The 15596-nt window shown below is 70.8% G+C and carries 13 protein-coding genes and 1 riboswitch; of the genes, 3 read left to right on the forward strand and 10 right to left on the reverse strand.

Features of this window, described 5'->3' with window-relative positions:
• Positions 1-130: 130 nt before the first annotated feature.
• The gene (locus ACN26Z_RS28715; protein WP_421464247.1) at positions 131-373 is read left to right on the forward strand and encodes a hypothetical protein; all 243 of its coding nucleotides are present in this window, start codon (positions 131-133) and stop codon (positions 371-373) included.
• Between the two features lie 103 nt (positions 374-476).
• Here ACN26Z_RS28715 and groL read toward each other — a convergent pair whose 3' ends face one another.
• From groL to ACN26Z_RS28730, 3 genes are all read right to left on the reverse strand, one after another.
• Positions 477-2099, reverse strand: a complete 1623-nt coding sequence (gene groL, locus ACN26Z_RS28720) for a chaperonin GroEL (protein WP_093403361.1) — start codon at positions 2097-2099, stop codon at positions 477-479.
• Positions 2100-2374: 275 nt separating this feature from the next.
• On the reverse strand, positions 2375-3298 hold the full coding sequence (locus ACN26Z_RS28725; RefSeq protein ID WP_282236682.1) for a hypothetical protein: 924 nt from the start codon (positions 3296-3298) through the stop codon (positions 2375-2377).
• A 258-nt stretch (positions 3299-3556) separates the two neighbouring features.
• The gene (locus ACN26Z_RS28730; RefSeq protein ID WP_013288855.1) at positions 3557-3760 is read right to left on the reverse strand and encodes a cold-shock protein; all 204 of its coding nucleotides are present in this window, start codon (positions 3758-3760) and stop codon (positions 3557-3559) included.
• Positions 3761-3971: 211 nt separating this feature from the next.
• Between ACN26Z_RS28730 and ACN26Z_RS28735 the strand changes: the two genes are divergently transcribed.
• Positions 3972-4502 (forward strand): GNAT family N-acetyltransferase, encoded by a 531-nt coding sequence (locus ACN26Z_RS28735; protein ID WP_282236681.1) that lies wholly within the window; start codon positions 3972-3974, stop codon positions 4500-4502.
• 62 nt (positions 4503-4564) lie between these two features.
• On the opposite strand, the gene paaN is transcribed toward ACN26Z_RS28735, so the two are convergent.
• The 5 genes from paaN to ACN26Z_RS28760 form a co-directional block, all read right to left on the reverse strand.
• Positions 4565-6238, reverse strand: coding sequence for a phenylacetic acid degradation protein PaaN (paaN, locus tag ACN26Z_RS28740; RefSeq protein WP_421464250.1), 1674 nt, complete (start codon positions 6236-6238; stop codon positions 4565-4567).
• A 53-nt stretch (positions 6239-6291) separates the two neighbouring features.
• On the reverse strand, positions 6292-7311 hold the full coding sequence (locus ACN26Z_RS28745) for a GNAT family N-acetyltransferase (RefSeq protein ID WP_421464252.1): 1020 nt from the start codon (positions 7309-7311) through the stop codon (positions 6292-6294).
• Between the two features lie 50 nt (positions 7312-7361).
• Positions 7362-8381: a GNAT family N-acetyltransferase gene (locus tag ACN26Z_RS28750; protein ID WP_421464254.1), complete on the reverse strand. Its 1020-nt coding sequence runs from the start codon at positions 8379-8381 to the stop codon at positions 7362-7364.
• Positions 8382-8620: 239 nt separating this feature from the next.
• Positions 8621-9907, reverse strand: coding sequence for a threonine synthase (thrC, locus tag ACN26Z_RS28755; RefSeq protein WP_282236677.1), 1287 nt, complete (start codon positions 9905-9907; stop codon positions 8621-8623).
• Positions 9908-9916: 9 nt separating this feature from the next.
• Positions 9917-10052, reverse strand: a riboswitch (SAM riboswitch).
• Positions 10053-10170: 118 nt separating this feature from the next.
• Positions 10171-10617 (reverse strand): DoxX family protein, encoded by a 447-nt coding sequence (locus ACN26Z_RS28760; protein ID WP_093403352.1) that lies wholly within the window; start codon positions 10615-10617, stop codon positions 10171-10173.
• A 203-nt stretch (positions 10618-10820) separates the two neighbouring features.
• Between ACN26Z_RS28760 and ACN26Z_RS28765 the strand changes: the two genes are divergently transcribed.
• On the forward strand, positions 10821-11558 hold the full coding sequence (locus ACN26Z_RS28765) for a DUF4232 domain-containing protein (RefSeq protein WP_421464257.1): 738 nt from the start codon (positions 10821-10823) through the stop codon (positions 11556-11558).
• 41 nt (positions 11559-11599) lie between these two features.
• Here the strand turns inward: ACN26Z_RS28765 and ACN26Z_RS28770 are convergent, their stop codons facing one another.
• Both ACN26Z_RS28770 and ACN26Z_RS28775 read right to left on the reverse strand, forming a co-directional pair.
• Complete coding sequence (locus tag ACN26Z_RS28770) at positions 11600-12499, reverse strand: ABC transporter permease (RefSeq protein ID WP_282236675.1); 900 nt, start codon at positions 12497-12499, stop codon at positions 11600-11602.
• Positions 12499-15366 (reverse strand): alpha/beta fold hydrolase, encoded by a 2868-nt coding sequence (locus ACN26Z_RS28775; RefSeq protein WP_421464260.1) that lies wholly within the window; start codon positions 15364-15366, stop codon positions 12499-12501. Before ACN26Z_RS28775 ends, ACN26Z_RS28770 begins: the two co-directional genes overlap by 1 nt.
• Positions 15367-15596: the final 230 nt, after the last annotated feature.

A 15596-nucleotide genomic window follows, 5' to 3' on the forward strand; every position in this document is an offset into this window, starting at 1 on the left:
GGACGTGTCTTCTTCCGGGCGTAGCGCCCTTGGCCACCGCAAAAGCGCAAATAGCAAATAGATCCCGATAATGCCAATCGCCCATCCCGGTGCTCGGCACGCCCCTACCGTTTCGGTAGAGGAGGCAGCGATGAGCACGGACGACGATCAGGCCCGGCAAGCCCCACCAGCCACCGGGGCTGCGGTCCACGGAGTCCCCGGCCAACTGCCGATCGACCGGCTCGACTACGGCGACGCCGAGCAGTTGGCCGAGATGACCGGTGTGGACGAGCCACCCGAGGAGCCGCTCATCCTGGTGGACGAGCCGGTTCAGCACCGACCACCGTACGACCGGGCGCGGAAGCGACGGAACCAGCGGCCACTGCCGACGTAGCGACCAGCCGCCACCGCCGACGCAGGGTCGGCCGGCCACCGCCGACAAAGCGGAAGGGGCGGACCGCTGACGCGGCCCGCCCCTTCCGGCGTTGGAGCTGGACTCAGAAGTCCATGTCCCCGCCGCCCGGGCCAGCCGGTGCGGCCGGGGTCTTCTCCGGCTTGTCCGCCACGACGGCCTCGGTGGTGAGGAACAGCGCGGCGATCGACGAGGCGTTCTGCAGCGCGGAACGGGTCACCTTGGCCGGGTCGATGATGCCCGCGGCCAGCAGGTCGACGTACTCGCCGGTCGCGGCGTTGAGGCCGTGACCCGAGTCGAGGTTGCGGACCCGCTCCACCACGACGCCGCCCTCAAGGCCGGCGTTCACGGCGATCTGCCGCAGCGGGGCGTCCAGCGCGATCTTCACGATCTGCGCGCCGGTCGCCTCGTCGCCGGCCAGGTCGAGCTTGTCGAAGGCGGTCTTGCCGGCCTGGACCAGCGCGACACCACCACCCGGGACGATGCCCTCCTCGACGGCGGCCTTGGCGTTGCGGACCGCGTCCTCGATGCGGTGCTTGCGCTCCTTGAGCTCGACCTCGGTGGCCGCGCCGACCTTGATCACCGCAACGCCGCCGGCCAGCTTGGCCAGCCGCTCCTGCAGCTTCTCCCGGTCGTAGTCGGAGTCGCTCTTGTCGATCTCGGCCCGGATCTGGTTGACCCGACCCTGGATCTGCTCGGCGTCGCCGGCACCGTCGACGATGGTGGTCTCGTCCTTGGTCACCACGACCTTGCGGGCCCGGCCCAGCATGTCGAGGCTGGCGGCGTCCAGCTTGAGGCCGACCTCCTCGCTGATGACCTGGCCACCGGTGAGGATGGCGATGTCGGTCAGCATGGCCTTGCGGCGGTCACCGAAGCCCGGCGCCTTGACGGCGACCGACTTGAAGGTGCCACGGACCTTGTTGACCACCAGCGTGGCCAGGGCCTCGCCCTCCAGGTCCTCGGCGATGATCAGCAGCGGCTTGCCGCCCTGCATGACCTTCTCCAGGATCGGGAGCAGGTCCTTGACCGACGAGATCTTGCTGTTCGCGATCAGGATGTACGGGTCGTCGAAGACGGCCTCCATACGCTCCGGGTCGGTCATGAAGTAGGCCGAGATGTAGCCCTTGTCGAAGCGCATACCCTCGGTGAGCTCCAGCTCCAGCCCGAAGGTGTTGCTCTCCTCGACGGTGATGACGCCTTCCTTGCCGACCTTGTCCATCGCCTCGGCGATGATCTCGCCGACGCTGGCGTCACCAGCGGAGATGGAGGCGGTGGAGGCGATCTGCTCCTTGGTCTCGACGTCCTTGGCGAGCTTCAGCAGCTCCTCCGAGACGTTGGCGACCGCAGCCTCGATGCCCCGCTTCAGGGCCATCGGGTTGGCACCGGCGGCCACGTTGCGCAGGCCCTCGCGAACGAGTGCCTGGGCCAGGACGGTCGCCGTCGTCGTGCCGTCACCGGCTACGTCGTCGGTCTTCTTGGCGACCTCCTTGACCAGCTCGGCGCCGATCTTCTCGTAGGGGTCCTCGAGCTCGATCTCCTTGGCGATGCTCACACCATCGTTGGTGATGGTGGGGGCACCCCACTTCTTCTCGAGCACGACGTTGCGGCCCTTGGGGCCGAGGGTCACCTTCACGGCGTCGGCGAGCTGGTTCATGCCCCGCTCGAGGCCGCGGCGCGCCTCTTCGTCGAACGCGATCATCTTGGCCATACGGCGTTGTCCTCCTGGACACTCACGGGCCACCCGAGTGTGTGCCCCGGATGGGCCGTCTGGTGTACGCACCTTGGGACGTCGCCACCTGGCGACGGCGACGTCTCCTCGGCCGGGCCGGATAGCCCGCGACGACCGGCCACGTGCCCCACCCGTGGTTATGTCACGAGCGCGACCGCAGCCCCACCGTCCCGACCAGCTGGCACTCACGCCATGCGAGTGCCAATGACTTGTTTAGCACTCTGCCCTGCCGAGTGCAAGCACGATGGCCCGGGTCAGCCGAGTTCGGCTGCCAGTTGGGCGGCGTTCACCGGACCCTCGTGTGCCCGCTGCTCGGCGTAGGTGACGACCAGCCCGACCAGCTGCGCGAGGTACGCCGGCAGCGTCAGCACCGCGACCACCGCAATCGTCAGCACCGCGCCCACCGCCGTGCCCGGCGAGTCCAACGGAGTGGTGCCGAACGGCAGGATCGCCAGCGACTCCAGCACGCTCGCGGCCAGTGAGAAACCGATCACGGCGGCACCCACAAGCGCCACCCGGCCGAGCAGCAGCCCCAGCCGGTCACGCAGCATTCGATGCGACCTGCTGAGCGGATCGTGCCGCTCGAAGAGGTAGACCGGGCCGGCCAGGGCCAGCGCGAACGCCGCGTACACGCCGGGCAGGAAGCACAGACAGAATCCGAAGGTGATGATCAGGGTGATGAGCAGTGTCCAGCCCCACAGACCGAGCGCCCGACGCGCTCCGTAGCGCAGGGCGGCACCGAGGCCGGCCGACTCGCCGACCGCCTGCCGGGCGATCACCCAGGTGCCGGCGGCCCAGCCGACGGCCTGCACCACACCGAGCAGCAGGCTGCCACCGAGCACCACGACCAGGAGCGTCGCGAGATCGGACCAGAAGTTCGCCGGCAGCGCGGCGGAGTCGCTGGCGAGCTGGGCGTCCCAGCGGGCCGAGGGGTCCACGGCCAACACGAGCACCGACAGCACCGCGGCCGGCAGCGCCTGGGTGAGTACGAGGATCGGCAGCAGGGGTCGCCACCCCCGGCGGGCGGCACCCACACACCGGGCGAACCAGCCGCCCAGCCCGGCCCCGGGCGGGGTCACCAGGGCGTCGGAGGGGTCGAGGCCGTAGCCGCCCGGGGGGTACCAGCCGTAGAACGGCTGGCCGGGATACGGCGTCATGCCGGGGTGGGACGGCTGCATGGGATGAGCCGGCTGCGCACCGTACGCGGGCTGGCCCGGGAGGGGTGGTTGACCAACCCATCCGGCGGGCGGCTGCGGCTCACCCGGAGGCGGAGAGGACGGACCTGTCGGGGGCGGCTGGTCGGACATGGGACCTCCTCAGCGACGGCTGGCTCGGCCCATGATCTTCCCTTGTGGGGCGCCGGCACCGCTGCCCCCTCCGGCGATGGTCACGCCACCCCGACGACGATCGGTCGGTGGGGGGTGGGTGGTCGGCGCTCAGGCGATGACGCGCACCCGCTCGGCCTGTGGCCCCTTCTGGCCCTGGGCGATCTCGAACTCCACCCGCTGACCGTCGTCCAGCGCCTTGTAGCCGTCCATCTCGATCGCGGAGAAGTGAACGAAGACGTCCTGCCCGCCGTCGACGGCGATGAAGCCGTAGCCCTTCTCGGCGTTGAACCACTTCACGGTGCCTTGTGCCACGGTGTTTTCCTCACTCTGCACGGCGTTCCACTACCTCGGGTCGCCAGCGAACCGACACCCGGAAACCACCGGTTTCGGCGGTCGGCGACGACCACTGAAACGGGTGACCGAAATCGCACGCTACACGAGGAGTGACGACGGCGCACGACCACAAATCGGGCGTATTACAGTCGTCCGTATCGTCGTACGTCATTGTGATAAGCATTCCGGCATGACAAGCGTCACCGACGGGACGGCCCTGCGCCGGGCCGTCATCCGCCGAGTCGAGCCAGCCGACACAGCTCGCATGCGGGCGCTGCGCCTGGAGATGCTCGCGGACGCGCCGCTGGCCTTCCTGGAGACGATCGCCGAGGCCGCGGCCCGACCGCACGCCGAGTACGCCGCCCGGGTCGCCCGGGTCTCCGCCGGCCCTGACACGGCGCAGTTCGTGGCGGATCCGGGCGGCCGGCTCGTCGGGCACGTCGGTGGCATGGCACACCCGGCCGAGCCGGGAGTGACCGTGCTCTACGCCGTCTACATCACTCCGAGCTGGCGGGGCACCGGCCTGCTCGCGGAGCTGGTCGGTGGGGTGGCGGACTGGTCCCGGGCCTGCGGACGGAACGAGCTGATGCTCGAGGTTGTGGTCGGCAACGACCTCGCCTACCGGGCCTACCAGCGGCTGGGTTTCGTCGACACAGGTGTCCGCGTCCCGCACCCCAACATCCCCACCCTGCGCGAACTCCAGATGCGCAGGGCCGCGTAGACCCCGACGGACGATCGCCGACCCGGGCGGCTCCGGGGAAGACCCCGGAGCCGCATCAGCTCTCAGACGTGCCGGCGGCTCTGCACGACCCGGAACCGGTTCGCCACGTACGCCCCGTCGGTCAACGCCGAGTTCGCCGCCGCGTTCGCTCCGCTGCCGTGGAAGTCGGAGAAGGCCGCCGACTGGTTCACGAAGACGCCGCCGGTGAGGTTGGCTGACAGATGCACCCCGACCTCGATCGCCGCCGCCTCGGTGGCGTCCAGCACCGCGTCGTCGGTGGAGTAGACCGCCGCGGTGAGGGCGCCCTTCTCGCCCACGGTCGAGCGCAGGATCTCCAGGCTGTGTGCCGTGGAGTCGGTGGCGATGGCGAAGGAGATCGGCCCGAACCACTCCCGCGAGTAGGTCTCGGTGTCACCCGCGTCCAACTTCACGATGGCCGGCGTACGCACCACGGCGTCCGGGAACGAGGGGTGCTCGACGGTACGCGACTCCAGCACCGGCGAACCGACCTTGGTCACCTCATTCAGCCGCTCCAGCACCCCGTCGTTGACGATCGCGCCGGTCAGTTCCACCCCGCGGGCCGGGTCACCGGTGAGCTTGCCGACCGCCGCGGCGATGCCGCCGGCCACCTCGTCGAAGCTCTTGTGCCCCTGGTCGGTGTCGATGCCGTCGCGGGGGATGAAGATGTTCTGCGAGGTGGTGCACATCTGCCCGCTGTAGAGCGTCAGCGTGAAGCCCAGGTTGCGGCACATCCCGGCGAAGTCGTCGGTGGAGTCGATCACCACCGTGTTGAGCCCCGCCTTCTCGGTGTACACCGCCGCCTGGCGGGCGTTCGCCTCCAGCCAGTCGCCGTACTCGGTGGAACCGGTGAAGTCGACGATCTTCACCGCCGGGTGCAGGGCCAGCGTCGAGGCGAGCTTCTCGCCGGGGGCCTCGGCGGCCAGCAGCACCAGGTTCGGGTCGAAGCCGGCCTCGGCGAGCACCTCCCGGGCGTACCGCACGGTGATGGCCAGCGGCAGCACGGCGCGCGGGTGCGGCTTGACCACGACCGGGTTGCCGGTGACCAGCGAGGCGAACAGTCCCGGGTACGAGTTCCAGGTCGGGAAGGTGTTGCAGCCGATGACGAGGGCCACGCCCCGGGGCACCACGTGGAAGGTCTTGGACATCCGCAGCGGGTCGCCCTTGCCGGCGGCCTTCTCCCAGCCGGCGGTGCCCGGGTGCCGGGTCATCTCCGCGTACGCGTAGGCCAGCGCCTCCAGCGCGCGGTCCAGGGCGTGCGCGCCACCGGCCTGGAAGGCCATCACGAACGCCTGACCACTTGTGAACTGCACCGCGTTGGCCAGCTCGAAGATGTTCTTGTGCAGCCGGTCGAGGATCTCCAGACAGACACCCACCCGGGTCTGCGGGCCGGCGTCCCGCCAGGCGGGCAGCGCCGCTGACGCGGCGGTGACCAGTTGTTCGGCGTCGGCGTGCGGGTAGCGGACGTTCAGGGCGACGCCGAACGGGCTGTGCTCGGTGGCGACCCGGTCGCCGTCACCCGGCTGGTCGAGCGGGAAGTCCCCGCCCAGGTACGCCTCGAAGGCGGCCTTGCCGTCGGCGGCGGCGGTCTCGCCGTACACCCGTGGGCTTGGTGATTCCGGGTAGGCGGACCAGTATCCCCGCTCCGTGATCGCGGTCAGCGCGCGGTTGAGGGTCTCGGCGTGCCTGTCGTAGCGGGGGTGCGGGGTCTCCGTCATGCTCGCCATCATGCAACACGAAGCCCTCAGATCAGTAGGGGCGTGTCACAACTTCAGATGGTCAGCTGCCAATCGGTCCAGGCGTCGACCGGGCGGAACCCGAGCTGCTCGTTGATGCTGATCATGTGATCGTTGACCGCCGCGTTCCAGGTGTCGATCGCGGTCAGGGCCGGCTCGTGGGCAAGTGCGTGCCGAAGGTTCTCGACCTTGACGAGCAGGCCGAGGCGATGGCCCCGGTGTGCGGGGTCGACGATGGTGATCTCCTGCCAGGCGTGCCACGGCGTCGACGGGCCCCTGTCGATCATCGTCCAGGCGACCATCCGGCCGGTCGCCTCGTGCACCGCGCCGACGTGGTAACGCCGTCGGCCCCGCAATCGCTGGATCCGCTCGATCTCCCGCAGCCGCGCGGCGTCCACCTGCTCCGCCTCGATCGCGAGATCCCCCATCGGCGCGTCGACGAGCAGCCGACTCTCCAGCCTGGCGATGTCGACCACGTACTCCTCGGCCACCGGCCCCCGCCAGGCCACCGTCCGGTAACCGGCGGCGCGGACGCGGGCGGCATCGTGCAGGGCGGTCAGGGCCGCCGGGTCGAGCCGCGTGGTGTCCAGTCGACGCCGCACCTCTGCCAACGCGGCCTGCGCGCCGGCCGCCGCCGCGAAGGCCGCCCCGGGCGCCTCCCGCCCCGGTCCGCCGGGTAGCGGCCCGGGGGTCTCACCGATCAACCGCTCGCGGCCGTGCTCGGCGGCCACCTTCCGGGCGTACGCCAGCAGTGCTCGGCCCAATCCCCGCCGCCGCTGCGCCGGATCGACGGTCAGCTCGACGGTGGCGATGCCGGTGTTCTCCAGTTGCGGCAGCCGCATCCGCAGGTGACCGGCCACCTCGCCGTCCCGCCGGGCCAACGCCTGATGGATCACGTTGCCGTGCGGCGGATGAGCGACCAGGAGCCCGAACTCGGCACGGTCTCCCACCGGCAGATCGGGCAGGTCGACCGCCTGCGCCGCCGCGACAACGCGGTACGCCTCGTCGAGCGCTGCCTCGTCGGTGGACTCGTACGGCATGACGGCGATGTCCATGGCGGTGAGCGTGCCGGCACCGCCCGGCCACCGCCACCGGTTTTCGCCTGTCACACGTTGAGCTGCCAGTTGCTCCACCGGTCCTGCACCCGGAAACCGAGCTGCTCGTTGATGGCGATCATGTGGTCGTTGCTTGCCGCGTTGAAGGTGTCGATCACTCGTACGCCCGGCTCGTGGGCGAGCAGGTGCCGCAAGTTTTCGATCTTGGCGAGCAGGCCCAGCCGGTGTCCCCGGTGCTCGGGGTCGACGATTGTGATCTGCTGGAACGAGTGCCAGTCCGTGGAGGCACCGACGTCCAACAGCGTCCACGCGACCAGCCGACCGGATGCCTCGTGGCGGACGCCGACGTGGTAACGCCGCCGGCCCCGCGCGTCCAGCGCCGACTCGGTGCCGCGCAGGCGGTCGGCGTCGACCTGCTCCGGCTCCCACGCCAGATCGCCCATCGGCGCGTCGGCCAGCAGCCGTCCGTCGAGGTACGCCACGTCGGCGGCCAGGTCGTCGGGGGTGTACCCGCGCCAGCACAGCACCTGGTAGCCGGTCGAGCGATCCCGGGCGTCGGCCAGCAGCGCGTCCAGCTTCGCCTGATCGAGGGCGGCGGTGTCGAGGCGTCGCCGCACATCGGTCAGGGCGTCGACCGCGCCCATGGCCGCAGCGAACGCGTTACCCGGCGACCGACGGCCGGGCTCGCCGGCAAGCTCCGCCCGGCTCATCGCACTCACCCGTTTACGCCCGCGATCGCGTAGCAGGCCGAGGCCATGTTCGGCCAACGCTCGGCCGACGCCTCGGCGGCGTCGTGCCGGATGCACGATCAGCTCAGCGGAGGCGTTTTCGGTGTTGTCCAGCTGCGGCAGGTCCAGTCGGAGAAAACCGGCCGGCACACCGTCGATCCGCGCCAGCAGCATGCTGGTTTCGTAGCCCGGCATCGGATGGCGGAGCAGGGCGGTGAATCGTCGCCGGCAGAGCGGCGGGAAGTCCGGCTCGTCGGCGGCCACCTGTGCGGCACCGATCTGATACGCCTGCTCGACGGCCGCCTCGTCGGCGGCCCAGACCGGGGTGATGGTGATGGTCATGCCGGCAGCCTGCGCCAGCGACAGACGAGCGGGCCAGCGAATTTTCGCTGGCCCGCTCGGACGTTGGTCGGGAGGGACGATCGCACAACGCCTCCGGCGCTGGGTCGTAAAGACTGAAAGTCTACGGCGAAGCGCCCTCCCGCACGGAGCATCTTGCGCCGTCCGTTTGCGGTCGTCAAGTCCCTGGCGGCGTGTTTCGCTCACTCCCTGCGAAATGCCGCTTACTAATCCGTTCGTCGTCAGCTCAGCAGGCCCGCGTCGCGAGCGGCCCGCAACGAAGGCTTGATCCGGTGGGTGGGGCCGACCTCGCCGGCGACCGCGTCGAGGGTCTTCAGCCCTTCGCCGGTGTTGAACACCACCGTCTCGGCGGTCGGGTCCAGTCGGCCCGACTCGACAAGCTTGCGCAGCACCGCCACGGTCACCCCGCCGGCCGTCTCCGCGAAGACCCCGGTGGTACGCGCCAACAGGCGTACCGCCGATCGGATCTCGTCGTCGTCGGCGTAGTCCATCCAGCCACCGGTGCGGCGCACCGCCTCCAGGGCGTACAGCCCGGCGGCCGGGTCGCCGATGTTCAGCGACTTGGCGATCCCGGTCGGCTTGACCGGGGTGATGACGTCGGTGCCGCCGTGCAGTGCGGTGGCGATCGGGTTGCAGCCGGCCGACTGCGCCCCGAAGACCTTCCAGCCACCGGCCGGGGCCTCGACCAGGCCGATCTCGACCAGCTCGCTGAACGCCTTGTCAATCTTGGTGAGCAGCTCACCCGAGGCCATCGGGATGACCACCTGGGCGGGGATCCGCCAACCGAGTTGCTCGGCCACCTCGTAGCCGAGCGTCTTGGACCCCTCCGCGTAGTACGGCCGCACGTTGACGTTGACGAAGGCGGTGTCCTCGAACTCGTCGGTCTCGACCAGTTCGCCGCAGAGCCGGTTCACGTCGTCGTACGACCCGTCGATGGCGACCAGGTCACCGCCGTAGACGGCGGTCGTGACGACCTTGCCCTGCTCCAGGTCGCTGGGGATGAAGACCACGGAGGGCGTACCCACCCGGGCGGCGTGCGCGGCCACCGAGTTGGCCAGGTTGCCGGTGGAGGCGCAGGCGAACCGGGAGAAGCCAAGCGCGCGAGCGGCGGTCAGCGCCACCGACACCACCCGGTCCTTGAAGGAGTGGGTGGGATTGGCGCTGTCGTCCTTGACCCAGAGCGGAGCGGTGATGCCCAACTCGGCGGCGAGCTGGTCGGCGGCCACCAACGGGGTGAAACCCGGGTCCAGGGTGACCCGGGCGGCCGGGTCCTGGCCGGCGGGCAGCAGGGCGGCGTAGCGCCAGAGGTTACGCGGGCCGGCCTCGATCTGCTCGCGGGTGACGGTGGCGAGTGCGGCCGGGTCGTAGTCGACCTCCAGCGGGCCGAAACACTCGTAACAGGCGTGCTGGGCGGCGAGCGGGTAGCGGGCCGAACAGGCCCGGCAGACCAGGGCACGGGCGGGGCTGGCGGCGGTGTCGATGCCGGACGGGGCGAGCGTCGACGTCATGTCGAAGTCCTCTCATCTTTCCCCGCATCGCACCCTGCGGCGGGGACGGAATTGGCACCTGCCCCGCCGGACGCTCAACGGTGAGCGCGCGAGGTGGTTGCCGGGGCGTCGTCGGGCCGTATCCCTCAGCCCCTCTGGATGAGGTATGCAGTTGTGTCGCCGAGTCTAGGCAATCCGGACGCAGCCGTCGCCTGTCAATCTCAGCCTGTGAGCGAAACCTCAGCGGCGCCGTTCGTGCCCCCCGGCGCCGCTGAGCATCGCCGTCAGGCTGGCACGGACCGCCGTTCGTCCTCGGCCAGGGCGACCGTGGCGGCCCCGCGTCGCCAGAGCGTGTCCACCGCCCAGGTGCCCGGGCCGAGCACCGCCACCAGGAAGAACGCCCAGCAGAAGAGGACGGACAGTTCGCCGTTGTTGCGCAGCGGCAGTAGCGCCTCGGGCTGATGGACGACGAAGTACGCGTAGGCCATGGAGCCCGACGCCACCAGAGCCGCGGGTCGGGTGAACAGGCCGAGGAGAACGAGGGCACCGCAGATCAACTGGATCATCGCGGCGTACCAGCCCGGCCACTGGCCGAGCGGCACCGCCTCGCCGGTGCCACGGTTGCCGCCGAAGACGCCGAAGACGGACGACATGCCGTGAATGAGAAATAACAGCCCGATGACAATGCGGAACAGGGACAGAGCCGGCCCGCCGAACCGGTCAGTACGCATTGGTACCTCCTACGAGTGGGGTGGTGGTACCAGAATGCGGAATCTATAGATAGTTGTCGATGCAATCTCTCTTGTTGGGAACGCTCCCACACTCAGTCTAGCGGCCGAAACTTTCGGGGGCACCCCTACCACGGAAACCTTATGGTCTGCTTACGTGGGTGGCGGGAGCACAAGCCGCCGTGGCCGGGTGCGACGATGCTCCGATGCCACCCACAACGGTCCGCAGCCCGGCCCCCGGTGGGCGTCGGCTCGTCGCCGTGTCGGTCTCGATCACCGCAACGCTCGGCCTGCTCGCCGGCTGCGCCCCGGCCGGCGGCCTCGCGAGTGCGCCGCCCGGCCCGACCCCGGCTTCCCGTGGGCCCGGCAGCGCACCGTCCGACGCCGCCGAGCTCGGCGGCACGCCCTCCCGGGACGGCGATCCCGGGGGAAGCAACGGCCCTACGTCCGGCTGCCCCGACTCCGGTGTACGGATCACCTACCGCGGCGTCAGCGCCGCGATGGGGCTGCGGGCGATGGGCCTGGAACTTGTCAATTGCGGCGACCGCCCCTACCGGCTGCACGGCTACCCTGAGCCGCGCCTGCGCGACGCGGACGGCGACGTCATCCCGGTTCGGGTGATCCGCGGCGCGAAGGGGATCACGTCCGGCTTCGACGACCCACCCCGCCCCCTGGTCCTGGCCCCCGGCGAGGCGGCCGGCACCGCCCTGCTCTGGCGCAACCTGGTCGACAACCCGACAGTGGTGGCGACCAACGCCGAGCACCTCGACGTCGCCCCGCTGCGCGGCCGGCCCGCGCAACGGGTCGTCATAGAGGGCCACATCGACCTGGGCAACACCGACCGGCTCGGGGTCAGCGCCTGGCAGAAACGCGAGCCGAGCACGCCGGAGCCGACGCGGGCGGTGCCCAACCCGCCGCCCACCACACCGGTCCCGCTACTCTGACCGGACGGAGCACACGGGCGGAGCGGGCGCGGACAGCGGGCTCAGCTGGTGATGTCCTTGCGGGTGAAACGCCAGAACGCCAGACCCCAGAACACGGTCGCGTAGCAGATCGCCGAGACCGTGCCCCGCACGATGTCGTCGGTCTGTACGGGCGTGGAGAGCAGCCCCAACCACGCGGTGCTGTAGTGGGTCGGCAAAAAGGACCGGATCGCGCCGAGCGCGGTGATCTGGTCCAGGATGCTGGAGAGAATCCACAGCAGCACCGCGCCACCCACCGCGCCCAGCGCCGCGTCGGTGGTCACCGACAGCAGGAAGGCCAGGCCCGCGACCACCAGCAGGACGATCGCCAGGTACCCGAGCACCGCGAGCAACCGCAGCAGCCCCTCGCCCGGCTCCAACTGCGCGGCGACCGTGCTGCGCAGCGGCGACCAGCCGTAGCGCAGGGTGCCGATGGCCAGTGCCGTACCGGCGAGCAGGATCAGTGCCAGCGCCGAGTACGCGAGCGCGACAAGCAGCTTCACCGTGAGCAGTCGGGCGCGGGGCACCGGAATCGCCAACAGGTAGCGCAGGCTTCCCCAACTCGCCTCGCTCGCCACCGTGTCGCCGCAGAACAGCGCGACCACGACGACAAGCAGGAACGAGGCGGACACGAAGATGGTGAAGAGGGTGAAGTTCAACCCACCAGAGGTGGCGAGATCGATCAGGCTGCCGAACTCGCCCCCGCCGTTGTCGTCGTCGTTGGTGTCGAACTGGAACGCGATCAGGATGATCAGCGGCAGCAGCACCATGAAGCCGAGCGCCAACTGGGTACGCCGACGCGACGCCTGCCGGCGGAACTCGGCACCGAACGGCAGCGTCCGGGCGGGCCGGTAACCCGCCGCCGCTCCCGAGGCGGCGACGCTTGTCGTGTCCCGCGTCGGCTCGACAGTCGATCCCGCCATCACCGGTCCCCGCTTCCCCGAGAGTTCTCGCCCACCAGGGCGAGGAAGGCGTCCTCCAGGCGGCGCCGGGGCACCACCCGGTCCACCGCGATGCCGGCCCGGACCAGCTCGGCGACCACTTCGCTGCGGGCGGTGCCGTTGGTGTCCACCACCAACTGCCCGTCGGCGTCGTCCAGCACCCGTACGCCGCCGAGGCCGTCGAGCACGGTCCGGGCCGCGGTCGGGTCGCTCACCTCGAACAGCACGCTGGGCGAGTCACCGACGATCTCCTCGACCGGTCCGGAGGCGACGATGCGGCCCTTGTTCACCACCACGGCGTGGGTACAGGTCTGCTCCACCTCGGCGAGCAGGTGGCTGGAGACCAGCACCGCCCGACCGTCGGTCGCGTACCGCTGGAGTACCCGGCGCATCTCGGCGATCTGCGGTGGGTCCAGCCCGTCGGTCGGTTCGTCGAGCACCAGCAGTTCCGGCAGACCGAGCATGGCCTGGGCGATGGCGAGGCGCTGCCGCATGCCGTGGCTGTACTTACGCACCCGCCGGTGTACCGAGGAACCCAGCCCAGCGATCTCCAGTGCCTGCTCGAAGTGGGCGTCGGCCTTCGGCCGGCCAGTCGCCCGCCAGTACGCCTCAAGGTTCTCCAGGCCGGACAGATGCGGCAGGAACCCCGGCCCCTCCACCAGTGCACCGATCCGCGACAGCACCGGCGAGCCGGGCACCAGACGGTGCCCGAAGACGTAGATCTCCCCCGCGGTCGGCTGGGTCAGCCCCATCAGCACCCGCAGCGTGGTGGTCTTCCCGGCGCCGTTGGGCCCGAGCAGGCCGACCACCTGACCGGGGTGCACCTCGAAGTCCACCTCGGAGACCGCGACGAAGCCGTCGGCGTACTCCTTGCGCAGCCGGCGCACGGCCAGCGGGGTGTCCGCGTACTCCGGATGCACGGAGGTGTCCTGGCGACGGTGCCGGCGGCGCAGCACGGCCACGAGCACGACGAGCCCGACCACGATCGCGGCGAGCAGCCCGACCAGGATCCAGCGCCAGAGCGCCGCCTCGGTGGGGATCGGGTCGCTGTCGACAGTCGGCAGGCTGATCGGCGTGTCGCCGACCGCGACGGTGTGGACTGCCGGCTCGATCGGGGTCGTGTACGCCTGGTCCGAGGTGGCCACCACCAGCCGGAGCCGGTGCCCGGCCTCCACCCGGTGCACGATCGCCGGCAGGGTGACGGTGACCGGCGCGGCGGCGTCGACGCTTGCCGGCAGGCCGGTGAGCCGGATCGGCGCGATCAGGCCGCTGGGCAGGGTTGCCGCCCCCTCCGGGTCGACCACGTAGAGCTTGGCGAAGAGGACGGCCTCGCCGCTGCTCGACGCGGCGCGCAGCGACACGGTCGGCGCACCGACGATGTCGACCGCCTCGGTCAACGGCTCGGACTCGAACCGGGCGTGCTGCCCGGGTATGTCGCCGGCCACCCCGCCGAGCAGCGAGCTCAGCGAGCCGGCGAACGGCACCGAGGAGATCGCGGCCGGGTTGCCGCCGGGCGGGTTGGCCACCGGCTGAGCCGGGCCGGCCACGGCCACCTCCACCCGGGAGTCGCCGCTGATACCGGGATAGTCCTCGGTGCGGTAACCGGTGGCGACCAAACCACGGTCCATGGCGTCGAAGCCGGCGATCCGCGAGAAGGTGAAGGTGTCGCCGGGCGAGTCACCGTCGCCGGACACGTAGTGGTCGAGCCACTGCGCGGTCAGGAACTTCACCCGGTCGGAGTCGGTCTGCGGTCCGGAGCCGCCGTCGTGGCCGCCGGTGAACCAGGCGACCCGGACCGGGGTGCCGTTCGCGGCGATGCCCCGGGCGTTGGCGTCGGCCTCGGCGAGCGGGAAGAGGGTGTCCGCGGCGCCCTGCACCAGCAGGGTGGGCGCGGTGATCCGGTCCAGCACCCCGGCCGGGCTGGACCGGCGCAGCAGGTCGACGGCGCCCTGGTCGGCCCGGCCGGTGGCGGCGATGCGCAGGTACGCGGCGCAGACGTCGGCGGCGAACCGTCCGCAGGAGGGATCGGGCAGACCGCCGACGGCCGGTGCGCCGGGTGCGGTGCCGGGTCCCTGGCCCGGGGCGGGGCTGGGCGGCCCGGCGCCGGGCGCGCCCTCCGGCGTCTCGGCGCCGGTGCCGGAGATCCCGGCCGGGCCGGAGCCGACGTTTCCGCCGCCGCCGAAGAAGATGCCGGCCCAGCCGGACTTGAACACGCCCTCGGTCGGCTCGCCGCCGGTGCTCTCCGGCAGGAAGGCGCGGGACAGGTCGTTCCAGGTGATCATGGGAACGATCGCGTCGACCCGCTGGTCCTGGGCGGCGAGCAGCAGTGCCAGGGCACCGCCGTAGGAGCCGCCGACCACACCCACCCGGGGGTCGCCGGTGGCGTCGGTGCGGATTTCCGGACGCGCGGCGAGCCAGTCCAGCAGCCGCTGCGCGTCGCGTACCTCGTGGTCGGGACTGTCCAGGTGGATCTGGCCGCCGCTGCGACCGAAGCCGCGCGCGGTCCAGGTCAGTACGGCGTACCCCCGGTCCGCCAGATCCTCGGCGTCGGTGCGGACCGACTCCTTGGTGCCACCGAAGCCGTGGGCGAGCAGGACCGCCGGCACCTCGCGGCCGGCGGCGGCGTCGAGCGGAAGGTACAGCGTGGTGTCCAGGTCGACCGGCTCGTCACCGTCCGGTCCGGACCGGACGGTGAGCATCGCGGACTCCGTGCGGAAGGCCGGCCGGTCCGGCCACACCGCCCAGACCACGGCCGCCGCCAGCAGGACGACAGCCGCGGTGGCGGCGACGGCCCGGCGACCGGTGGGCAGGGCACGTCGGATCCGCGCGGCCGAGAACGGCGATCTCATTGGGCACACGGTACGGCCCGAAACCTGGGTATTAGCTGAGATCCGCCGTACGTCCGTTCTGGTAGCCCGATCGTCATCCGGCGAAGGTCATCCGCACAGCGTCCAGTCGGCGAACCTTTGGGATGACTTCGCATCGCGGAAATTCCTGCCTTTCGCTCGAATCTATACTCAAGTACGCCTATCTCCCACATGAACGGCACTTACCGTGAGCGAATTGTTCGCCGTGAGTC

Source organism: Verrucosispora sp. WMMD703 (assembly GCF_049178935.1).
Classification (GTDB): domain Bacteria; phylum Actinomycetota; class Actinomycetes; order Mycobacteriales; family Micromonosporaceae; genus Micromonospora; species Micromonospora sediminimaris.